We start from the raw sequence: 21,028 nt of genomic DNA on the forward strand, positions 1-21,028 counted from the left end.
GCCGTGCGGCATGGCAAGGACTATCCATGCTGCACGGCGACAAGCGATGTTACTGGCCCGGCAGGATGGTCGGCGTGGCGCGCGGCAGCGTGCGCGGGTAATCCTGACTGAAGTGCAGGCCGCGGCTTTCCTTGCGCATCAGCGCGCTGGAGACGATCAGTTGGGCCACGTCGACCAGATTGCGCAGCTCCAGCAGGTCGCGCGAGATGCGGAAGTTGGCGTAGTACTCGTCGATTTCTTCCTTCAACAGGCGGATGCGATGCTGGGCGCGCTCCAGGCGCTTGTCGGTGCGCACGATGCTGACGTAGTTCCACATGAAGCGGCGCAGCTCGTCCCAGTTGTGGGCGATCACCACTTCCTCGTCGGCGTCGGTGACGCGGCTCTCGTCCCATTGCGGCACCTCGGCCACGGCGTGCGTGGCGCCGGCCAGTTCGCGCGCGATGTCTTCGGCCGCCGAGCGGCCCAGCACCAGGCATTCCAGCAGCGAGTTGCTGGCCAGGCGATTGGCGCCGTGCAGGCCGGTATAGGCCGTCTCGCCGACGGCATACAGGCCCGGCAGGTCGGTGCGCCCGGCCATGTCGGTGACCACGCCGCCGCAGGTGTAGTGGGCGGCGGGCACCACCGGGATCGGCTGCTTCGTGATGTCGATGCCGAACTCAAGACAGCGCGCCATGATGGTGGGGAAATGCTCGCCGATGAATTCCGGGCTCTGGTGGCTGATGTCGAGGTCGACGTGGTCCAGGCCGCGCTTTTTCATCTCGAAGTCGATGGCGCGCGCCACGATGTCACGAGGAGCCAGTTCGGCGCGCTCGTCATGCTCGGGCATGAAGCGCGTGCCGGCGGCGGCGCCGGCCGAGGGCGGCAGCTTCAGGTGCGCGCCTTCGCCGCGCAGCGCTTCGCTGATCAGGAATGACTTGGCGTACGGGTGATAGAGGCAGGTCGGGTGGAACTGGATGAACTCCATGTTGGCCACCCGGCAGCCTGCGCGCCAGGCCATGGCGATGCCGTCGCCGGTGGCCGAGTCGGGGTTGGAGGTGTAGAGGTAGACCTTGCCGGCGCCGCCGGTGGCCAGCACGGTGTGCGCGGCGGCAATCGAACGCACCTCGCCGGTGCCGGTGTCCTGCACGTACAGGCCCAGGCAGCGCGGTTGCGCCTTCGGGTCGAGCTTGCGGGCATGGATCAGGTCGATGGCGCAGTGATGCTCCAGCAGCGTGATGTTCGGGTGGGCGCGCACGCGCTGTTCCAGCGTCACCTGCACCGCGTGGCCGGTAGCGTCGGCGGCGTGGATGATGCGGCGCTGGCTGTGGCCGCCTTCGCGCGTGAGGTGGTAGCCCAGTTCGGCGCTGGCGTCGCGGGTGAAGGGCACGCCCTGGTCGATGAGCCACTCGATGGCTTCACGGCCGTGCTCGACGATGAAGCGGGTGGCCGCCTCGTCGCACAGGCCGGCGCCGGCGACCAGGGTGTCGTCGATGTGCTGGTCGTGGCTGTCGCCGGAATCGAGCACCGCGGCGATGCCGCCCTGGGCCCAGTTGCTGGCGCCGTCGAGCAGCTCGCCCTTGGAGATGACGACAACCTTGTGCTTTTCAGCGAGATGGAGTGCAACAGAAAGACCGGCCAGACCGCTGCCGATGATGGCGACATCGAACTTCATGATCGTGGGCAATACCGCTGTAGTGGTGGGAGGCGGTGATTATAACCAGCGTCGGCGGGGAAACTGTTTAGATGGTTTTTTAGGCGTTATCGATGGCGATTGATATTGGCATATTTTCGTCCTCTTTCCAGGACGAAATGGAGTCCGTCGGCATAGATGATGCGGTGATGCGGCGCCGTTCGCTGAACGACGCTGGGTTCCTGCTTTCGCAGGAACGACAGAGTGGAGATGGCCAAGACCTCCGCGCGTTCAAGCTGCCGACTACCTGTCATCCCTGCGAAAGCAGGGATCCAGTGTCGTTTGTCGTTTTTCGGTCAAGGCAGCGGCCAAAAGAAAACCGGGCCCCGACTTGCATCGGGGCCCGGTTCAGGCATTGCGGTACGGAAGACTTATTCCGGAATCACCGGCTTGACCTTGGCCGCAGCCTGCTTGGCGCGGATGCGCGCGGCTTCGATGTTTTCACCGGAGGCCAAGGCCACGCCCATGCGGCGGCGCTGGAAGGATTCCGGCTTGCCGAACAGGCGGATGTCGGCGCCCGGGATGCGCAGCGCATCGGCCACGCCTTCGAAGGCGATGGCCTTGGCGTCGTGCTGGCCGTAGATCACGGCGGAGGCGCCCGGGGTCTTCAGCGCGGTGTTGACCGGCAGGCCGAGGATGGCCTTGGCGTGCAGTTCGAATTCGCTTTGCACCTGGCTGACCATGGTCACCATGCCGGTGTCGTGCGGACGCGGACTGACTTCCGAGAACCACACCATATCGCCCTTGACGAACAGCTCGACGCCGAACAGGCCCAGGCCGCCCAGGTTTTCGGTGACCTTGCGGGCGATCTCGCGCGCCTTGTCCAGCGCGGCGGCCGGCATCGGGTGCGGCTGCCAGGACTCGACGTAGTCGCCCTTGACCTGCACGTGGCCGATCGGGTCGCAGAAGCTGGTGATGGTCTCGCCGTTTTCGTTCAATGAGCGCACGGTCAGCAGGGTGATTTCATAGTCGAAGTCGATGAAGCCTTCCACGATCACACGGCCGGCGTCCACGCGGCCACCGGCGGCAGCGTAGTTCCAGGCGCCTTCGATCTCGTCGGGACCGTCGATCTTGGACTGTCCCTTGCCGGAGGACGACATCACCGGCTTGATCACGCAGGGGAAGCCGATCTGGTCGATCGCAGCCTTCAGCTCTTCCAGGCTGTCGGCGAAGCGGTAGGGCGAGGTCGCCAGGCTCAACGTCTCGCCGGCCAGGCGACGGATGCCTTCGCGGTTCATGGTCAGCCAGGCGGCGCGGGCGGTCGGGATGACGTGTGCGCGGCCGGCTTCTTCCAGCTTGACCAAGGTTTCAGTGGCGATGGCCTCGATCTCGGGCACGATCAGGTCGGGTTTTTCCTGCTCGATCAGCGCGGCCAGTGCGGCGCCGTCGGTCATGTTGATGACGTGGGCGCGATGCGCCACCTGATGGCCGGGCGCGTTCTCGTAGCGGTCCACCGCAATCACTTCAACGCCCAGGCGCTGCAGCGCGATGATGACTTCCTTGCCGAGCTCGCCGGAGCCGAGCAGCATGACTTTGGTAGCCGATGGAGAAAGCGGGGTGCCGAGTCGGGTTGGTTTTTTCATAAGGGAAGAAGTGGATCAGCAGGGCGCTGATGCGGTGCGAGAAATAAATAACGGGCGGACGATACCAAATCTTGCTGCGTTTGGACAGCCGCAATGCCTGCAGTTTCATCGCGCGGGAATAGGTAAATTTTTGCAGATATTTCTACGTAGAAATGATTGTGGGGCAGAGACGCCCGGTGCAAGGCTGAACTTCCCCCTATCGGTCAGCAACAGCCGGTAAAACGCATCAACGCCCAAACCGGCGATGGCCGGGCCGTCCTTGCGCCGCTATCAAAAAACGCCCGGTCATCGTAATTATTTTTGGTCCAGATGCAAATCCAGCATGGCCCCGGAGAGCGATTTACCGTGTGCGTCCAGCGCCAGCGAGCGCGTCACGCCGCCGCCCAGCGCGCTGCGCATGACGAAGTTGAGTGCGCCCAGGTGTGGCAGCTCGTAGCGCACTACGTCGCCATGCACCACGCCGGCAAAGTGTGCGCGTACGCGCTCGGTGGTGAGTTCGCGCGCCAGCAGCGCGTAGTCTTCCAGGCGATAGGCGATCACCGAGATGTTGGAGATGTCGCCTTTGTCGCCGGCGCGGGAGTGGGCAATGTCACGCAGCAGCATGGGCGATCTCCTCGAATTGGATGGATGGTGTCACCAGCTCGCGCGGCAGCAGCAAGGACAGTACTGCGACCACCTCGCGCGCCGACTTGGTGGCGCCGCCGCCGCCGGCCGGGCCATTCGTATAGAGCGTCTCGACCTCGTTGCCGATGCGCACCGCTTCCTTCATGCTGGCGGTGCGGCCGGCCACGCGGGCACGCACCTCGAACGGTTCGGCCGCGCCTTGCGACATCGCGGCGCCGCAGATGGCGTTCACGCCGATCAGCTCGAAGCGCAGCTCCTCGCTTTGCACGCCGGTCAGCGCCAGCCGCTCGCGCACGATATCCAGCGCCAGCTGCGCGCGCGCCTGGGCGCCCGGACCGGCGTAGGAAATCTGGCCTTCGCCGATGAAGCTGTCGCGGTAGCCCAGCGTGGTCTTCAGCGTGGCCGTGCGTGCGCGGCCGCGACCGCCGGAGACGGCCACGCGATCGGGGCCGATCTCCACGATCTGCGCCTGCGAGAAGTCGGCCACCACATCCGGCGTGAAGTAGCTGCGTGGATCGTGCAGCTCGTAGAGCAATTGTTCCTTGCAGGTCTGCGCGCTGACGCGCCCGCCCGAGCCGGCTACCTTGGTGATCACCGCGCTGCCGTCGGCGCTGACTTCGCCGATGGGAAACCCCAGGCGCGCCAGGCCGGCCACGTCCTTCTTGCCCGGATCGGCGAAATAGCCGCCGGTGATCTGGCCGGCGCATTCCAGCAGGTGGCCGACCAGCGTGCCTTGTCCGAGCTTGTCCCAGTCGTCCAACGCCCAGCCGAACTCATGCACCAGCGGCGCCAGCACCAGCGCCGGATCGGCCACGCGGCCGGTGACCACGACGTCGGCGCCGGCCTGCAGCGCTTCGACGATGGGCGCGATGCCGAGGTAGGCGTTGGCCGAGATCAGCTTGTCGCCCAGCGAGGCGACCGGCTGGCCGTTGTCCTCGATGGAAAAGCCGCCGTCCTTCACCACATGCAGCACGTCGTCGCCGGTGACGGCCGCCACTTTCAGGCGCGGCAAGCCGAGCTCTTGGCCGATTTCGCGGATGCGGCGCGCAGCCGCTTGTGGATTGGCCGCGCCCATGTTGGTCACGATGCGGATGCCCTTGGCCACGCAGGTCTTTAAGACGGCATGCATGCGCTCGGCCAGCAGCGGGTCGTAGCCTTTGGCCGGATCGGCCAGGCGCGCTTGCTGGCCGATGGCGATGGTGCGCTCGGCCAGGCACTCGAAGATGAGGTAATCGAGTTCGCCTTTCTCGGCCAGTTCGGCGGCCGGCTCGATGCGGTCGCCCGAGTAGCCGGCGCCGGCGCCGATGCGCACTACGCGCTGGGTCGGATCTGTTGTGCGGTTCATGCTGCTTCCAATCGTTGTGGCGGGGTAGGCCGGGTTGTCTTGCCGTCTCAGAACAGCGGGAACAGGCCCAGCAGGACGCAGGCGATGGTCATGACGATCGACGCGCCGAAGAGGAACGGAATGGTGTACTTCTGGTGGTCGGCCAGTTCGATGCCGGCCAGGCCGCATACCAGGAAAGTGGCCGGGGTCAGCGGGCTGACCGGGAAGCCGGTGGTCATCTGGCCCAGCAGCGCGGCCTGCGCCACCTGGATGGTCGGCACGCCCAGCATGTGGCTGACTTCGGCGATCACCGGCAGCACGCCGAAGTAGAAGGAATCCGGGTCGAACAGCAGCGACAGCGGCATCGACAGCACGCCCAGCACCACCGGGATATGGCTGGCCATCTCCGGCGGCACGAAGCCCACGGCGGTCTTGGCCATCGCGCTCAGCATGCCGGACTTGGTCATGATGCCGGTGAACACGCCGGCGGCGAACAGGATACTGGCCATCAGCAGCGCGGCCTTGGCGTGGGCGTCGATACGTTCGCGCTGCATGGTGACGTCGCGGTAGTTGATCATCAGCGCGGCCACTACGCCGACCATGAACATCACCACCGGATCGACCTTGCCGCTGATCATCACGCCCAGCACCACCACGGTCAGCGCGATGTTGATCCAGAAGTTCTGCGGACGGCGGATCTTCAGTTGCGCCTCGGTCAGCTCATGCTGCTGCACGAAGTCCACGGTGGAACCCTTGCCCAGGCCGAGGCGGCGCTCTTCCTTCAGGCCCAGCAGGTAGGAGGCAATGAAGACGAACGCCAGGCCCACCAGTTGCACCGGCACCAGCGGCGTGAAGATGTCCGACACCGGAATGTGCAGCGCGGCCGAGGCGCGGATCATGGGGCCGGTCCAGGGCAGGAAGTTGACGCCGGCGGCCATCGAGGCCACGCACGCCAGGATGCGCTTGTCGATGCCCAGCCGGTTGTACAGCGGCAGCATGGCCGGGATGGTGATCAGGAAGGTCACCGCGCCCGAGCCGTCCAGGTGGATCAGCAGCGCCAGCAGCGCGGTGCCGGGCACGATGCGGGTGGGGCGGCTGCCGACGGTCTTGAGGATGCGGCTGATGATCGGGTCCAGCATGCCGGCGTCGGTGACGATGCCGAAGAACAGGATGGCGAACACGAACATGCCGGCCACCGGCGCGATGGCGGTGACGCCGGAGACGATGAACTTCGAGGTCTGCAGTCCGAAGCCGCCGATCAGCGCGGCAATGATGGGGATGGCGATCAGCGCCACCAGCGGCGACATCTTCTTGGTGAGGATCGCCGTGAACAATAGGACGATCGTGACAAAGCCGAGCAAGGCAAGCATGCGTGTCTCCTGGATTTTTAATTCGATTTCTTATGGGATCCGCTGCGGCCGCAAGCGTGGTCGGCGGAAGTAGGGCGAGTGTAGGTTTGCGGCGATTTTGTTGTAAAGTTGATTTTTCCGATCAATTGATCGGTTTTTAAAATCAATCAGGCGCGCCCAAGGCAAGCCTTTTTCCAGCTCTCACACGTCATGCACGTCAACATCTCCACCCGCTTGCTGCAAGCCTTCCTGGCGTTGTCGGATTGTCGTCATTTCGGCCATGCGGCCGAGCGCTGCCACGTCTCGCAGTCGGCCTTCAGCGTGATGATCCAGAAGCTGGAGGCCGCCGCCGGCGCGCGCCTGTTCGAGCGCGATACGCGCAACGTCACGCTCACCCCCGAGGGTGAGTTGTTCGTCGAGGTCGCGCGCCAGCTGGTGGCCGATATCGACGCTGCCTTTTCCAACATGAGCGACTACGTCGCACGCCGCAAGGGGCGGGTGGCGATCGCCGCCTTGCCGTCGCTGGCCGCGGGCTGGTTGCCGCCGCTGCTGGCCGACTATCGGCAACGCTTCCCGGGCGTGACGGTGGAGCTGTTCGACGCCATCTCGGACCAGTGCCTGGACCTGCTGCGCCAAGGCAAGGCCGACATTGCGCTGACCGCGCCGGGCCCCAACCTGATCGAGTTCGACACCCGCCCGCTGTGCTCGGATCCGTTTTATCTGGTGTGCCGCAGGGACCATCCGCTGGCCGCCAAGCGCCGCATCAAGGTGCCGCAGCTGGCCGGCTGCGAGCTGATCCACCTGGCGCGCTCGACCAGCGTGCGCCAGCATTTGGAGGCCATGCTGCATCCCGCCGGCACGATCAACACAGGGTTAGAGGTGGAACACCTGGCCACCGTGGCGGCGTTGATCGAGAGCGGGCTGGGCGTCTCAGTGGTGCCGGAGCTGACGCTGTTCCAGTTCCGCCTGCCCAATCTGGTGGCGATCCCGCTGGACGCGCCCGAGCTGGTGCGACCGCTCCTGATCGTCACGCCCAAGGAGCGCAGCCTGTCGATCGCGGCACAGGGCTTGCTGGAGTTGGTGGAGGCAAAGGCGGCCGCGGAATCCGGCGGCGCGCGCGATAAGGGAGCGAGGAAGGGGCCGAAGAAGGAGCGGGTGCGAGTACGGCCGTGACAGCCGCACGCCCATGAAAAAGGGCCGATCGGATATCCGGTTCCGATCGGCCCAGCTTGAAGGAATATTGCCGACGCAGTCCACCGGATGGCGGAGTCTGCGTCACACCGCTCAATCGGCGGCGTAGATGTCGTTGTGGACGGTTTCCTTGACGAAGAACAGCCCGATGACGACGGTGATCACGGCGATCACGATCGGATACCACAGGCCGTAGTAGATGTCGCCCTTGAAGGCCACCAGTGCGAAGGACGTGGTGGGCAGCAGGCCGCCGAACCAGCCGTTGCCGATGTGGTAGGGCATCGACATCGAGGTATAGCGGATGCGGGTCGGGAACATTTCTACCAGGGCGGCGGCGATCGGGCCGTACACCATGGTCACGTACAGCACCAGGATGAACAGCAGCAACAAGACCATGGGCTTGTTGATCTGGTCCGGATCGGCCTTGGTCGGATAACCGGCGGCCTTGATGTCGTCAGCCAGTTCCTTGGAGAAGGCCTTGTCCTTCGCAGCGGCATCTTCCTTGGACAGGCCGGCGGCGTCATAGGAGGTGATGATCTTGTCGCCGATCTTGACGGTGGCCACCGAGCCCGGTGCGCCGGCCACGTTCTCGTAGTTCACCGATGCGGCCGACAGCTTGGCCTTGGCGATGTCGCACGAGGAGGTGAATTTCTTGGTGCCGGTCGGGTTGAACTGGAACTGGCAGCTTGCCGGATCAGCGGTCACGATCACCGGGGCCTTTTGCAGGGCGGCTTCCAGCGCCGGGTTGGCGAAGTGGGTCAGGCCGTTGAAGATCGGGAAGTAAGTCACTGCGGCGATCAGGCAGCCGCCCAGGATGATGGGCTTGCGGCCGATCTTGTCCGACAGCGAACCGAAGAACAGGAAGAACGGCGTGGCCAGCAGCAGTGCGGCGGCGATCAGGATGTTGGCGGTGGCGCCGTCAACCTTGAGCGACTGTGTCAGGAAGAACAGCGCGTAGAACTGGCCGGTGTACCACACCACGGCCTGGCCGGCGGTCAGGCCCACCAGCGCCAGGATCACCAGCTTGAGGTTCTTCCACTGGCCGAAGGCTTCGGTCAGCGGCGCCTTGGAGGTCTTGCCTTCGGACTTCATTTTCAGGAAGGCCGGCGACTCGTTCATGGACAGACGGATCCACACCGAGATGGCCAGCAGCAGGATGGAGACCAGGAAGGGAATGCGCCAGCCCCATTCGGCAAAGGCGGCTTCGCCCACGGAGGTGCGCACGCCCAGGATCACCAGCAGCGACAGGAACAGGCCAAGGGTCGCGGTGGTCTGGATCCATGCGGTGAAGGCGCCGCGGCGGCCTTCCGGCGCGTGTTCGGCCACGTAGGTGGCTGCGCCGCCGTATTCGCCGCCCAGCGCCAGGCCCTGCAGGATACGCAGGATGATCAGGATGATCGGGGCGGTGATGCCGATGGAGTTGTAGTTGGGCAGGATGCCGACGATGAAGGTCGACGCGCCCATGATCAGGATGGTGACCAGGAAGGTGTATTTGCGTCCCACCAGGTCGCCCAGGCGGCCGAACACCAGCGCGCCGAACGGGCGCACGATGAAGCCTGCGGCGAAGGCCAGCAGCGCGAAGATGAAGGCGGTGTTGGGGTCGGTGCCGGCGAAGAACTGCTTGGCGATGATCGCCGCGAGCGAGCCGTACAGGTAGAAGTCATACCATTCAAAAACGGTGCCTAGCGAAGAGGCAAAAATGACCTTGCGCTCTTCAGGTGTGATGCCGCGCGCAGTCGTGTTGACTGATGCTGTCGTCATGCTGGTCTCCTTGGTTTTAGTAGATAGTTTTTTGCATGGCCGAATGGGGCGTTATGCAAGAACGCAGCAGAGATGTTGTGACTGACGCGACAGCCATCCCCGGTTTACACAAAATTGCGATATTGGTTCCGCATTGCTTGCGTAATGGCCCACTTGTCCACGGCGCGAGTGTGCGACGCCAACCTTACGCAGGACTTGCTTGAAACTTACACAAGCTTACAGCCGGGCAAGCACGGAAATGAGCTGCGGCGCAGCAAAAAAGAAGCCGCCTGGCGCGGCTTTTCGGGGAGATGGTTGATTTTGCGGCGCAGCGATCGGGGTGGCCGCGCTCGCATTTTGCGTTCAGCCGAAGCTGACGGTTTTTTCGAGGAAGTCGATGAACACGCGCACCTTGGCCGACAGGTTCAGGCGCTCCGGGTAGACGGCGTAGATATCCGCCGGCGGAAGATCCCAATCGGGCAGCACGCGGCGCAGGCGACCGGCATCGATGAATTGCTGCACGTCCCATTGCGATCGCAGCAGCAGGCCGTGGCCGTCCAGCGCCCAGTGCAGGGTGGCCTCGCCGTCGTTGCTGCTCATCGCGCCGTGCACCTTCACCGTCTGCTGGCGTTTGCCGCGGCTGAAATGCCAGGTGCCGTAGGCGGTGTCGTTCTCGCGCAGCACGATACAGCGATGGCTGCGCAGGTCGTCGGGGGATTGCGGCTCGCCATGCTGTTCCAGGTAGGACGGAGCGCCGCAGATGAAGCGCCGGTTGGAGGCCAGCCGGCGCGCCACCAGCCGCGAGTCGGGCAGCTCGCCGAAGCGGATGCCGACATCGAAGGCCGACTCGGCCAGGTTCATCGGGCGGTCGGTCAGGTCCAGCTGCACGTCGACCTCGGGGTAGCGCAGGCGGAACGCCGACAGCGCCGGCGCAATATGCCGGCGGCCGAAGCCGAAGGTGGCGTTCACCTTCAGCAGTCCGCGCGGCACCTCGCGGCTGCTGGAGACCATGCGCTCGAGCTCCTGCACCTCTTCCAGCAGTCGCGAGCCGGTCTTCAGGTACAGCTCGCCCTCCTGCGTCATCGCCAGCCGGCGCGTGGTGCGGTTGAGCAGGCGCACGCCCAAGCGCTTTTCCAGTTGCGCCAGCCGCGCGCTCACCGCCGGCGGCGTCAGGCCCAGGTCGCGCGCCAGCGCCGACAGGCTGCCGTAACGCACCAGGCGGGTGAAGAATTCAATGTCGCTGATCGGATCCATGGCGGCGGGCTTTGTTTTATTCGTAATTTAAATTTAAGAATAGCTTAAATGACTATGCATTATGCCGCGTTGGCTATGAAGTTACACTGATTTCGCCAGTGAAAGCGATGAATTCCATCGCATGGCGTATCAGGAGACATCGTGGGAAAGACCCTTTACCGGAAGATCGTGGACGGCCACACCGTCTTTCAGGTCGACGAGCAGCACGTGGCGCTCTACGCCGACCTGCACATCATGAACGAATACACCAGCCCGCAGGCCTTTGCCGGGCTGGCCGAGAAGAACCTGCCGGTGCGCTGCCCGCAAAAGCAGATGGGCATCGTCGACCACGTGATCCCCACGCATCCGGTGGCCCGCGCCGCGCGCACCATCGTGATCGACGCCGCCGCGCAACAGGCCGCCAACTTCACCCGCAATTGCAAGAAGCACGGCATTCACCTGTTCGACGTGCAGGACCGGGAGCAGGGCATTGAGCACGTGGTGGCGCCAGAGATCGGCCTGATCCGCCCGGGCATGGTGGTGCTGTGCGGCGATAGCCACACCACCACCTACGGCGCGCTGGGCGCGCTCGGCTTCGGCATCGGCACTTCCGAAGTGGAGCACGTGCTGGCCACGCAGACGCTGATCTATCGCGTGGCCAAGGACATGCGCATCCGCGTGGACAGCAGCCTCGCCGCGGGCGTCACCGCCAAGGATCTGGTGTTGTACATCATCGCCCGCATCGGCGCGCAGGGCGCGCGCGGCTACGCGGTCGAGTATTGCGGCAGGGCCATCGAGGCGCTCTCGGCCGAAGCTCGCATGACCCTGTGCAACATGACGGTGGAGGCCGGCGCGCGCGGCGCGCTGGTGGCGCCGGACGATGTGAGCGTGCGCTACGTGGCCGAGCGCATCCGCGACATGCCGGCGCAAGCGATCGCGGCCGCCTGCGAACAATGGCGCGCGCTGAAGTCGGATGCCGACGCCGTCTTCGATATCGAACATCGCTTCGACGCCGCCGACGTCGCCCCCTATGTCACCTGGGGCACCAGCCCTGACCAGGCGATTCCGGTGAGCGGCCGCATCCCGGCGCTGCCGGGCCAGCCGCTGGAGCAAGCCAACGTCGCCAAGGCCTTGAACTACATGGGCCTGGACGCCGGCGCTGCGCTTGACGGGCTGGCGGTCGACCATGTCTTCATCGGCTCCTGCACCAACGCCCGCATCGAGGACTTGCGCGAAGTGGTGGCGGTGGTGCGCGGCAGAAAGGTGGCCGCCGGCGTGCGCGCCATGGTGGTGCCGGGCTCGGGCCGAGTGCGCGAGCAAGCCGAGCGGGAAGGGCTGGCGGCGACCCTGATCGACGCCGGCTTTGAATGGCGCCAGCCGGGGTGCTCGATGTGCCTGGCCATGAATGACGATGTGCTGAAACCGGGCCAGCGCTGCGCCTCCACCACCAACCGCAATTTCGAGGGGCGCCAGGGACGCGGCGCCCGCACCCACCTGATGAGCCCGGCGATGGCCGCCGCCGCCGCGCTGGCCGGCCGCATCGTCGACGTGCGCAAGGAGTTCAAGCATGAGCAGGCATGACATCGTGGCCGGCATTGCCGCGCCGCTGACCATCGACAATCTCGACACCGACCAGATCATGCCCAAGCAATTCCTGCTGGGCATCGACAAGAGCGGTCTGGCGCGCGGCGTGCTGTATGACCTGCGCATGGATGGCGAGGGCCGGCCGCGCGCCGACTTCGTGCTGAACCGCCCGGAGTACCAGGGCGCGCGCATCCTGGTGGCCGGCGCCAATTTCGGTTGCGGTTCCAGTCGCGAACACGCGGTGTGGGGGCTGATGCAGGCCGGCATCGAGGCAGTGATCGCGCCCAGCTTCGGCGAGATCTTCTACTTCAATGCGCAGAACAACCGCTTGCTGCTGGTGACGCTGGCGCCGGAGGAAGTCGCGGCGCTTGCCGCGACGGTGGGTCGGGACGGCGGCAGCGCCATGAGCATCGACGTGCAGCGCCAGCGCGTGGTCGCGGCCGACGGCGTGGAATACGCCTTCGAGCTGCCGCTGCGCCAGAAGCGCATGTTCACCGAAGGGCTGGACATGATCGGCATGACGCTGGCCGACGCCGGCGCCATCGACGCTTTCGAACAACAACACCGGGCGCAGAACCCGTGGATGCAGATCGACCTGCCGCGCCAGCAGGTATCGGTCGCACAAGCCTGAATCAGCTTCAGGTCGCCGCATGACGGCACACCGGTCCGCGACGGCGGGCCGGTATTCCAATCCCAACAGGAGACAACCATGGAAAGTCCATCCATCGCACAGGACGCGCCGGCGCTCGGCCGTTTTTCCGCATTCACCCAATTTCGCATCGGCGGCATGCCCTTGCCGATGTTCGCCGCGCTCACGCTGGTGACCGCGCTGGCGATTGCCAGCGGGCGCCTGCCCAACGACATGATCGGCGGCTTCGCCGTGCTGATGTTGTCGGGCCTGCTGCTGTCCGAGATCGGCCGGCGCATCCCGCTGCTGCGCCACATTGGCGGCCCGGCGATCCTGTGCCTGTTCGTGCCGTCGGCGCTGATCGGTTACGGCCTGATGGAGCCGGCCGCGCTGAAGACCATCACCACCACGATGAAGACGGCCAACCTGCAATACCTCTACATCGCCTGCCTGGTGGCCGGCAGCATCCTGGGCATGAACCGCAAGATCCTGATCCAGGGCTTCCTGAAGATGTTCGTGCCGCTGCTGGCCGGCACCGCGGCGGCAGTCGCCGCAGGCATCCTGGTCGGCCTGGCTTTCGGTTACGACCCCAAGCACACCTTCTTCTTCATCGTCGTGCCCATCCTCGGCGGCGGCATCGGCGAGGGTGTGTTGCCGTTGTCGATCGGGTATTCCCAGATCCTCGGCACGCCGCAGGGCGACCTGATCGCCTCGCTGGTGCCGGCGGCACTGATCGGCAACGTGGTGGCGATTCTCTCGGCCGGCCTGCTGAAGCGCTTTGGCGAGCAGCACCGCCGGTACAGCGGCGACGGCGTGCTGGTGCGCACCGGCGAAGACCAAGAGCTGCTGCGCGAGAAGAAAGACGAGGCCCCGCTCGACCTGAAGCTGATGGGCGCGGGCCTGCTGCTGGGCTGCTCGCTGTTCATCCTCGGCGAGCTGCTGGCGCCGCTGACCGGGATCCCCGGCCCGGTGCTGATGATCGTGGCGGCGGCGCTGCTGAAGGTGGTGCGCAGCATTCCCGAGAGCATGGAGACCGGCGCATACCAGATGTACAAGTTCATGTCGACCAACCTGACCTTCGCCATCCTGGTCGGCCTGGGCACCTTGTTCGTCTCGTGGGACAAGCTGATGGCGGCGTTTTCGCCGGCTTATTTCGTGATCTGCGCGGTGATCGTGCTGGCGATGGTGGCGGCAGGATTTTTCGTCGGCGCCTGGCTGAAGATGTACCCGGTCGAGTCGGCCATCGTCACGGCCTGCCATAGCGGCCTGGGCGGCACCGGCGACGTCGCCATCCTGTCGTCGTCCAACCGCATGGGGTTGATGCCGTTCGCGCAGATTTCCACGCGCATCGGCGGGGCGGCGATGGTGGTGATTGCGACCGTGTTGATGAAGCTGTTCTATTGACCGCAAGCCGCGCGAGTGCGCGGCGAACGACGCTGGGCCCCTGCTTTCGCAGGGGCGACGGCGCGTACTATTTCAAATAGCTTGTCGTCCCTGCGAAAGCAGGGACCCAGTGTCTTTCGTGGCGTATCGACGGCCGTTGAACGACGCTGGGTCCCGGCCTTCGCCGGGACGACGGAGATATTTTCTGCTTAGCTGAGTGACATTGGCGCACCAGGTCGCCGTCTTCTTTTGACGCTACGGGCGTTCAAGCCAGCGCCGTCGTCGGCAGCGGCGCCGTGGCCGGGTTGCCGGACGGCAGCGCGTCGCCCGACAGCAGCGCCTTGACCACGCGTTCACCCAGGCCCAGGCCCACGCTCATGCCGATGCCGGTGTGCATCAGCACCACCGAGGTCTTGTCGTCGATGGCGGTGGCGGTGAAGGGGCCGGGGCCCTTGCTGCCGTACACGCCTTGCCAACGCTCGACCACTTTCACGCGCGTGCCCAGCGTGTGCTCGACCAGGCCCAGCATCAGCTCGTCGACTTCTTCGCTGTTGAACGGCGGCGAGTCGATGCCGTAGTGGTGCGAATCGCCCACGATCAGCTCCTGATAAGGCGTCGGGCTGACCAGCAGGTGGATGCCGTGCTTGTTGAGCAGCGGCGCGGTTTGCTCGATCTCGGCATGCACCGCGCGCGCGGTGGGCAGGTCGGAGAAGGCGCCGTAATGGGTGCAGGACAGGCCGGTCAGCACCGCGTGCGTGAGCGGCAGCGCGTCTTCGGTCTTCAGGCGCAGCATCTGCAGGCGGCACTGCTTCAGGTTCATCGATTGCAGCTTGTCGGCGAACAGGGTCAGGTAATCGTGACCGGAGCAGACGATCACGCGTTCGGCGCGGAACTCGCCGGCCGTGGTCGACAGGCGGCCGTCGCCGGCGCCGTGCACCAGGGTGTTGAAGCGGAAGTGCACGCCCTGCGAGTGCAGGTAGGCCACCAGCGCCGGCATCGCCTCGCGCGAATACAGCTGCAGGTCTTCGGTGCCGTGCAGGGCCGAGCGGTGGTGGCGGAAGCGGCCGCCGTACAGTGCTTCGAGCTTCTCGCCCTGCAGCAGCGAGGCGCGGTATTCGTACTGGCGCGCGCGCACGATCATGAACTCCTGCAGCACGTCGTGTTCGGCGGCGGTGCGGGCGAACAGCAGGGTGCCGGCTTCGCGGGCGCTGAAGTGGGCGCGCGCGGCGAGGTGCAGCCACAGTTCGCGGCTTTCGCGCGCCAGGTCCAGCATGACGCCGGGCGGCTGGCCGGTGACCAGGCCCATGCCGAAGTTGCGGATCGACGCGCCCAGCGGCGTGCCGGTGCGCTCGAACACGGCCACGCGCAGGCCGCGCTTGACGGCGGCGTAGGCGTGCGCCAGGCCCAGGATGCCTGAGCCGACCACGGCGACGTCGAAGTGATTTGGATCGGTGTTGCTCATGAATGCTCCATCGGAATCTGTTTGCGAGATGTGTGCTGCCTGTTTTGTGCGGGCGCTCTGGCGTCGCTCGTCGGCGTGCGGCGTTGTTGCCGCGCTGCTTATCCTCCCCGCATGCCGCCGCAGGCGTGCGCTGCGGCGGCATGGGTACTACCGATGCATGGCCGGTATTACTGTTTCTTTTCGGCCTTGCTTTCGTAGCGCTTGCTCCACTCGGTCAGGATGCGGTCGCGGTTGGTGCTGGCCCAGGTGAAGTCGTTCTTCACCAGGCGCTTTTCGTAGTCGGCCGGCAGCAGTTCGTCCGGCTTGGCCACGCCAGGGATGGCGACCACGGCGAAGTTCTTTTCATACAAGGCCATGGCGTCCTTGCTGGCCGAAAAATCTGCCAGTTTCTTGGCGGCTTCCAGGTTCTTGGTGCCCTTGACGATGGCGGTGGCTTCGATGTCCCAGCCCAGGCCTTCGCTCGGCAGGATCACGTCGATCGGCGCGCCTTCCTTCTTGGTCTTCACGGCGCGGTATTCAAACGCGATGCCGATCGGGAACTCGCCGGTGGCGGCCTGCTTGCAGGGCTTGGAGCCGGAGTGGGTGTACTGGCCGATGTTCTTGTGCAGGGCGTCCATATAAGCCCAGCCCTTGTCTTCACCCATCATTTGCAGCCAGGCCGAGACGTCCAGGTAGCCGGTGCCGGAGGAGGCCGGGTGCGGCATCACGATCTTGCCGGCGTAGACCGGCTTGGTCAGGTCGGCCCAGGAGGTCGGCTTGGGCAGGCCCAGCTTTTGCGCTTCCACGGTGTTGAAGCAGATGGCCGAGGCCCACACGTCCATGCCGACCCACGCCGGCGGATTGGCGGCGCTGCGGTACTTGGCGTCGATTGCCGACAGGCCCTTGGGCGCGTACGGGGTCAGCATGCCTTCCTTGTCCAGCAGCGCCAGGCTGGTGGCGGCCAGGCCCCAGATCACGTCGGCCTGCGGATTGGCCTTCTCGGCCATCAGCTTGGCGGTGACGATGCCGGTGGAGTCGCGCACCCACTTGATCTCGATGTCCGGATTGGCCTTCTGGAACGCTGCCTGATAGGCCTTGATCTGGTCCGCTTCGAGGGCGGTGTAGACCGTCAGCGTGGTGGCGGCGTGCGCGACCTGTGCCGAGAACAGCATGCCGGCGCCGACGACCGATGCGAGCAGGGTGAACAGCTTGGTTTTCTTCATGATGGCCTTTGGATGGGCTGGGTTGAAAAAGCGTCCGTGGAACGCGGAGGGAGAAATCGCAGAGGCTCGCTCAATGACCGCGGCCGCGCCGCCATGCCTGGGCGCGCGCCACAAAGCCGCTGCCGGCGAAGTGCATCAGCAGCGATGAGGCGGCCGAGGTCAGCAGGATCAGCGTGGACATCGCCGCCGCCGGGCCGACGTCGCCGGCATCGTCCATGTTGAGCACGGCGACCGAGGCCAGTACGGTGTCGGGGCGGTACAGGAAGATCACCGCCGAGACCGTGGTCATCGACGAGACGAACAGGTAGCGGAAGATCTCCAGCAGCGACGGCAGGCACAGCGGCACGGTGACGCGGATGAAGGTCTTGAGCACTGGCACCTTCAGCGACAGCGAGGCGGCTTCAAATTCGGGATCGAGCTGCTTCAACGCGGTGACCGCGGTCAGGTGCGCCGTGGTGTAGAAGTGCACCACCGAGCACACCACCAGCAGCGCCATGGTGCCGTACAGGAAGTTGAACGGATTGGCCGGATGGTTGAAGAACAGCAGGCTGCCCAGGCCCAGCACCAGGCCGGGGACGGCCATGGGCAGGAAGCACAGGAAGCGCAGCAGCGGACTCAGCACTGCGCCCAGCCGCGCCGGGCCGCGCGTCTTTTCCATCAGCCAGGCGCCGGTGAAGATCACCACGGTGCCGACCACGCTGGTGCCGCAGGCCAGCTTCAGGCTGTTCCAGTAGGCCAGCCAGCCGCCGCCGTCCATGTTGTCGAAGTCGTAGTGCTGCAGCGTCAGCGCCAGGTTGTAAGGCCACAGCTTGACCAGCGAGGCGCCTATGGCGACGGCGATCATCAGCAGGATGGCGGCCGAGATCAGCAGCACGGCGAGCAGGTTGAAGCCGTCGCGGCGCCAGTCCGGGCGCGGCACGTAGGCTTCCGAGCGGCTGCTCATCTGGGCCCGCTGGCGGCGCTGCAGCCAGGCGTCGACGGCGAAGGTCAGCACCGCCGGCACCAGCAGCAGCAAGCCGATCAGCGCGCCGCGGCCGAACTGCTGCTGGCCGACCACCGCCTTGTAGGCTTCCACCGCCAGCACGCTGTAGGCGCCGCCGGCGATCTTGGGCACGCCGAAGTCGGTGATGGTCAGCGTGAAGACCAGGCAGAACGCGCCGAAGATGCCGTAGCGCGTGGCCGGCAGCGTGACGCTGGTGAAGGTGCGCCAGCGCGAGGCGCCCATGGCGTTGGCGGCGTCATACAGGCGGCCGTCGGCCTGCGACAGCGCCGACAGCAGGATCATCAGCGCATGCGGGAAGGTGTAGAACACTTCGCCCAGCAGGATGCCCCAGAAGCCGTAGATGCTGCCGTTCATCAGTTCCTTGAACAGGCCCTGGTTGCCGAACAGATAGATCAGCGCGATGCCCGGCAGGAGCGACGGCGCCAAAAGCGGCAGCAGGCCGATGCCGCGCCACATGCCCTTGAACGGGATGCAGGTGCGCTGCAGCGCGTAGGCGAAGGCGTAGGCCAGCGGCACCGTCACCGCGGCGGTGACGAAGGACACCCACAGGCTGCGGCTCACCATGGGCAGGAAATTGATGTTGGAGAACAGCTTGGCAAACGGCGCGCTGCCGGCCCAGGCGCCGTCGGGCGTGAGCACCGCCTGGCCCAGGATGAACAGCAGCGGGCAGCCCAGCGCCACGAGCAGCGCGGCCAGCAGCAGCCATTTCAGGCCCGAGGTCAGCAGCTGGCTGCCGTCCAGCGCGGCCGGCGCGGCGGGCGTGGCCGAGCTTGCTGCAGCGGCTTCGCCATCGGCGTTCATAGCGGGGAGTTTGGTCATGGAGACGGAAGAATTCATGGCGCCGCTTTCCCTGCTCAGACGAAGACCTGCAGCGCCTGGCGCGGCAGCGAGATCCAGATGCCCTGATCGTGGCCGGCGTCGTGCATGGCGTTCAGGCGATCGTGGGCGTCGCCCATGACGTCGGCCAGCAGGGTCTGGCCGGGCAGGGCGTCGGACGCCAGCGCCAGGCGGTAGCGGTTGCCGAGGTAGATGCGATCCACCACGCGGGCGCGGAAGCGGTTGGCGGCGCTCTCATGCGGGAACAGGTCGACCGCCTCCGGGCGGCAGAACAGGCGGCCGTTGGCGAGTTCTTCTTCCTCCGGGCGAATCTCCAGCTGCAGCGTGCCGACCGCCACCTGCGAGCCGGAAATGCGAGAGAACGGCAGCCAGTTGGACTGGCCGATGAAGTCCGCCACGAAGGGCGAGGCCGGACGGCGATAGATCTCGTCGGGCGTGCCGAACTGCTCGATGCGGCCGCGGTTCATGACGGCGATGCGGTCGGCCATCACCATCGCTTCTTCCTGGTCGTGGGTGACCATCAGCGTGGTGATGCGGAATTCCTTTTGCAGGCGGCGGATTTCCAGCTGCAGGTGTTCGCGCACCTGGGCGTCCAGCGCCGAGAGCGGCTCGTCCAGCAGTAACAGCGAAGGCGAGGGCGCCAGTGCGCGCGCCAGGGCCACGCGCTGCTGCTGGCCGCCGGACAATTGGCCGGGGTACTTGCGTTCGCTGCCCGACAGGCCCACCATGCCCAGCATCTCGGCCACGCGCTCGTGCTTTTGCTGGCGCGACAGTTTGGGCCGACCGGCGCCGTTGTTGAGGCCGTAGGCGACGTTGTCTTCCACCGTCAGGTTGGGGAACAGGGCGTAGGACTGGAACAGGATGCCGTAGTCGCGCGACTGCGGCGGCAGCAGCGAAATCTCGCGCCCGCCGGCGTGCAGCCGGCCTCCGTCCTGGCGCTCCAGCCCGGCGATGGTGCGCAGCAGGGTGGTCTTGCCGCAGCCGGACGGACCCAGCAGGCAGACCATCTCGCCGTGTTTGACTTCCAGCGAAACGCGGTCCAGCGCGGTGAAGGCGCCGAAGCGTTTTTCGATGTCGCGCACCGACAGGAAAATGTCGTCGCCCTCGTGCTGCGGGCTGGTCGATGCGGGGAAGGAAGTTTGCGTCATGTCGGTGTGGTCTCGCTATGGGTGCGGCCCGCGCGGAGCTCGCCGCGCGGTTGCCAACCGCTGTTGTTATTGCCAAAACGCAGTGCTATCGGGCATTTGCGGGGCGTTGCCGGTCTCGAAGGCAAGCGGATGTTACGGCGCAAATGTGACTGCTGGATGACAGCCCCCGTTGTGATAGCGGGGTAATATCCGATCTATAGATTGAAGTTATGGATGATCCTTTTTTGGGCATCACGCGGGGAATCGCAGGCGGAAAAACTTGTCGAAATTCCAGCAGCGGAAGACGTCTTTGAACGTATGGCAAGCTTGCCTCGCTGCAAGCAGGCCGGCGTACATGACGCGGGGAAACGAGGAGAACAACAATGCACAACGTCACCATCAAACCGAAGCGCCTTGGCGCACGACTGGCGGCCGGCGGCTTGGGCGTGGCGGCCTTGCTGGCCGCGTGCTCGGCGCCGGAGAGCACCAAGGAGCAGCGCGACGAGCTGGCTAAGTCCATCATCGAGCAGAAGAAGACCACCGAGGACGGCACCTCCACCGCCACCACGGTGGATGGCTACAAGACCGACCTAGCCAAGCGCATCTCGCAGGTCAACTTCACCAGCGTCTATGTGGAGCGTCCGCAGGCGCTGCTGCGCTCGGTGATCGTGATCAAGTTTGTGGTCGACCGCGACGGCAACCTGGTCAAGAGCGAGATCCTGCGTACGAACCGCGACAAGCACGCCGAGGCCAGCGCGCTGGGCAGCCTGAAGAGCACGGCGCCTTTCCCCAAGCCGCCGGAAGCCCTGCTCAGCCATGGCCGCATCGAGCTCTCCGAAAGTTGGCTGTTCAATAACGACGGACGTTTCCAGCTGCGCAGCGTGGCCCTGGCGCAGATGGATCGTTGAGCCGCCTTTCAGGGGCGACTGCCATCCCGGGCAAGATGCCGCAGGGCATTGGCATGTGTATAATGTCGCGCGTGCACGACTGAGTGCGTGCGCCTGAGCGATGGCCGCTCCGCCGGACCAGGGCGAACGAGAGTTCGCCTTTTTTATTATCCGATCCGGCAGGGTCCGGCCAGGCTCGCCA

The 21,028-nt window shown here is 65.5% G+C and carries 17 protein-coding genes; 6 read left to right on the forward strand and 11 right to left on the reverse strand.

Translation table 11 applies throughout. The features are described 5' to 3' along the window. Window positions 1-49 precede the first annotated feature (49 nt). Together nadB and purT are read right to left on the reverse strand one after the other, a co-directional pair. Window positions 50-1,651: an L-aspartate oxidase gene (nadB, locus tag J8I26_RS03600; RefSeq protein WP_209604107.1), complete on the reverse strand. Its 1,602-nt coding sequence runs from the start codon at window positions 1,649-1,651 to the stop codon at window positions 50-52. A 389-nt stretch (window positions 1,652-2,040) separates the two neighbouring features. After that, window positions 2,041-3,252 carry a formate-dependent phosphoribosylglycinamide formyltransferase gene (gene purT, locus J8I26_RS03605; RefSeq protein ID WP_209604109.1) on the reverse strand — a complete coding sequence of 404 codons (1,212 nt, stop codon included), beginning with the start codon at window positions 3,250-3,252 and terminating at the stop codon, window positions 2,041-2,043. On the opposite strand from purT, the gene J8I26_RS03610 reads away from it, so the two are divergent. Beyond that, a complete protein-coding gene (locus tag J8I26_RS03610; RefSeq protein ID WP_209604854.1) occupies window positions 3,197-3,472 on the forward strand; it encodes a hypothetical protein in 276 nt (91 codons plus the stop codon). The genes purT and J8I26_RS03610 overlap by 56 nt on opposite strands. Window positions 3,473-3,546: 74 nt before the next feature. Here the strand turns inward: J8I26_RS03610 and J8I26_RS03615 are convergent, their stop codons facing one another. The 3 genes from J8I26_RS03615 to J8I26_RS03625 are packed head-to-tail and all read right to left on the reverse strand — an operon-like array spanning window position 3,547 to window position 6,570. Then, window positions 3,547-3,855, reverse strand: coding sequence for a hypothetical protein (locus J8I26_RS03615; RefSeq protein WP_209604111.1), 309 nt, complete (start codon window positions 3,853-3,855; stop codon window positions 3,547-3,549). Next, window positions 3,842-5,221, reverse strand: a complete 1,380-nt coding sequence (locus J8I26_RS03620) for an acyclic terpene utilization AtuA family protein (RefSeq protein WP_209604113.1) — start codon at window positions 5,219-5,221, stop codon at window positions 3,842-3,844. Before J8I26_RS03620 ends, J8I26_RS03615 begins: the two co-directional genes overlap by 14 nt. 47 nt (window positions 5,222-5,268) lie before the next feature. Further along, on the reverse strand, window positions 5,269-6,570 hold the full coding sequence (locus J8I26_RS03625; protein ID WP_209604115.1) for a citrate:proton symporter: 1,302 nt from the start codon (window positions 6,568-6,570) through the stop codon (window positions 5,269-5,271). 189 nt (window positions 6,571-6,759) lie between these two features. Between J8I26_RS03625 and J8I26_RS03630 the strand changes: the two genes are divergently transcribed. After that, entirely contained in the window at window positions 6,760-7,722 is a 963-nt protein-coding gene (locus tag J8I26_RS03630; RefSeq protein ID WP_209604117.1) for a LysR family transcriptional regulator, read from the forward strand. A 111-nt stretch (window positions 7,723-7,833) separates the two neighbouring features. On the opposite strand, the gene J8I26_RS03635 is transcribed toward J8I26_RS03630, so the two are convergent. Both J8I26_RS03635 and J8I26_RS03640 read right to left on the reverse strand, forming a co-directional pair. Next, window positions 7,834-9,501: an MFS transporter gene (locus J8I26_RS03635; protein WP_209604119.1), complete on the reverse strand. Its 1,668-nt coding sequence runs from the start codon at window positions 9,499-9,501 to the stop codon at window positions 7,834-7,836. 342 nt (window positions 9,502-9,843) lie between these two features. After that, on the reverse strand, window positions 9,844-10,734 hold the full coding sequence (locus J8I26_RS03640; RefSeq protein ID WP_209604121.1) for a LysR substrate-binding domain-containing protein: 891 nt from the start codon (window positions 10,732-10,734) through the stop codon (window positions 9,844-9,846). Between the two features lie 138 nt (window positions 10,735-10,872). On the opposite strand from J8I26_RS03640, the gene leuC reads away from it, so the two are divergent. The 3 genes from leuC to J8I26_RS03655 all read left to right on the forward strand — a co-directional run bounded on the left by leuC (window position 10,873) and on the right by J8I26_RS03655 (window position 14,329). Further along, window positions 10,873-12,294 (forward strand): 3-isopropylmalate dehydratase large subunit, encoded by a 1,422-nt coding sequence (leuC, locus tag J8I26_RS03645; RefSeq protein WP_209604791.1) that lies wholly within the window; start codon window positions 10,873-10,875, stop codon window positions 12,292-12,294. Beyond that, on the forward strand, window positions 12,281-12,928 hold the full coding sequence (gene leuD / locus J8I26_RS03650) for a 3-isopropylmalate dehydratase small subunit (protein WP_209604123.1): 648 nt from the start codon (window positions 12,281-12,283) through the stop codon (window positions 12,926-12,928). The genes leuC and leuD overlap by 14 nt, the downstream gene beginning before the upstream one ends. Before the next feature lie 78 nt (window positions 12,929-13,006). Continuing rightward, window positions 13,007-14,329, forward strand: a complete 1,323-nt coding sequence (locus J8I26_RS03655; protein ID WP_209604125.1) for a 2-hydroxycarboxylate transporter family protein — start codon at window positions 13,007-13,009, stop codon at window positions 14,327-14,329. 244 nt (window positions 14,330-14,573) lie between these two features. Here J8I26_RS03655 and J8I26_RS03660 read toward each other — a convergent pair whose 3' ends face one another. The 4 genes from J8I26_RS03660 to J8I26_RS03675 all read right to left on the reverse strand — a co-directional run bounded on the left by J8I26_RS03660 (window position 14,574) and on the right by J8I26_RS03675 (window position 19,960). Beyond that, the gene (locus J8I26_RS03660) at window positions 14,574-15,770 is read right to left on the reverse strand and encodes a TIGR03364 family FAD-dependent oxidoreductase (protein ID WP_209604127.1); all 1,197 of its coding nucleotides are present in this window, start codon (window positions 15,768-15,770) and stop codon (window positions 14,574-14,576) included. 167 nt (window positions 15,771-15,937) lie between these two features. Next, complete coding sequence (locus tag J8I26_RS03665) at window positions 15,938-16,972, reverse strand: putative 2-aminoethylphosphonate ABC transporter substrate-binding protein (RefSeq protein ID WP_209604129.1); 1,035 nt, start codon at window positions 16,970-16,972, stop codon at window positions 15,938-15,940. Window positions 16,973-17,042: 70 nt separating this feature from the next. Beyond that, window positions 17,043-18,776, reverse strand: a complete 1,734-nt coding sequence (locus J8I26_RS03670) for a putative 2-aminoethylphosphonate ABC transporter permease subunit (protein WP_245200114.1) — start codon at window positions 18,774-18,776, stop codon at window positions 17,043-17,045. 53 nt (window positions 18,777-18,829) lie between these two features. Next, a complete protein-coding gene (locus J8I26_RS03675; protein ID WP_209604131.1) occupies window positions 18,830-19,960 on the reverse strand; it encodes a putative 2-aminoethylphosphonate ABC transporter ATP-binding protein in 1,131 nt (376 codons plus the stop codon). A 362-nt stretch (window positions 19,961-20,322) separates the two neighbouring features. Here J8I26_RS03675 and J8I26_RS03680 point away from each other — a divergent pair, with 362 nt between their 5' ends. Next, complete coding sequence (locus J8I26_RS03680; protein WP_209604133.1) at window positions 20,323-20,847, forward strand: TonB C-terminal domain-containing protein; 525 nt, start codon at window positions 20,323-20,325, stop codon at window positions 20,845-20,847. Window positions 20,848-21,028: the final 181 nt, after the last annotated feature.

Source organism: Herbaspirillum sp. LeCh32-8 (genome assembly GCF_017814915.1).
GTDB lineage: Bacteria > Pseudomonadota > Gammaproteobacteria > Burkholderiales > Burkholderiaceae_D > Herbaspirillum.

Coding starts and splice junctions, on each gene's coding strand:
- nadB (WP_209604107.1), bottom strand. CDS start 1,651: ATGAAGTTCGATGTCGCCATCATCGGCAGCGGTCTGGCCGGTCTTTCT.
- J8I26_RS03610 (WP_209604854.1), top strand. CDS start 3,197: ATGACTTTGGTAGCCGATGGAGAAAGCGGGGTGCCGAGTCGGGTTGGT.
- purT (WP_209604109.1), bottom strand. CDS start 3,252: ATGAAAAAACCAACCCGACTCGGCACCCCGCTTTCTCCATCGGCTACC.
- J8I26_RS03615 (WP_209604111.1), bottom strand. CDS start 3,855: ATGCTGCTGCGTGACATTGCCCACTCCCGCGCCGGCGACAAAGGCGAC.
- J8I26_RS03620 (WP_209604113.1), bottom strand. CDS start 5,221: ATGAACCGCACAACAGATCCGACCCAGCGCGTAGTGCGCATCGGCGCC.
- J8I26_RS03625 (WP_209604115.1), bottom strand. CDS start 6,570: ATGCTTGCCTTGCTCGGCTTTGTCACGATCGTCCTATTGTTCACGGCG.
- J8I26_RS03630 (WP_209604117.1), top strand. CDS start 6,760: ATGCACGTCAACATCTCCACCCGCTTGCTGCAAGCCTTCCTGGCGTTG.
- J8I26_RS03635 (WP_209604119.1), bottom strand. CDS start 9,501: ATGACGACAGCATCAGTCAACACGACTGCGCGCGGCATCACACCTGAA.
- J8I26_RS03640 (WP_209604121.1), bottom strand. CDS start 10,734: ATGGATCCGATCAGCGACATTGAATTCTTCACCCGCCTGGTGCGTTAC.
- leuD (WP_209604123.1), top strand. CDS start 12,281: ATGAGCAGGCATGACATCGTGGCCGGCATTGCCGCGCCGCTGACCATC.
- J8I26_RS03655 (WP_209604125.1), top strand. CDS start 13,007: ATGGAAAGTCCATCCATCGCACAGGACGCGCCGGCGCTCGGCCGTTTT.
- J8I26_RS03660 (WP_209604127.1), bottom strand. CDS start 15,770: ATGAGCAACACCGATCCAAATCACTTCGACGTCGCCGTGGTCGGCTCA.
- J8I26_RS03665 (WP_209604129.1), bottom strand. CDS start 16,972: ATGAAGAAAACCAAGCTGTTCACCCTGCTCGCATCGGTCGTCGGCGCC.
- J8I26_RS03670 (WP_245200114.1), bottom strand. CDS start 18,776: ATGAACGCCGATGGCGAAGCCGCTGCAGCAAGCTCGGCCACGCCCGCC.
- J8I26_RS03675 (WP_209604131.1), bottom strand. CDS start 19,960: ATGACGCAAACTTCCTTCCCCGCATCGACCAGCCCGCAGCACGAGGGC.
- J8I26_RS03680 (WP_209604133.1), top strand. CDS start 20,323: ATGCACAACGTCACCATCAAACCGAAGCGCCTTGGCGCACGACTGGCG.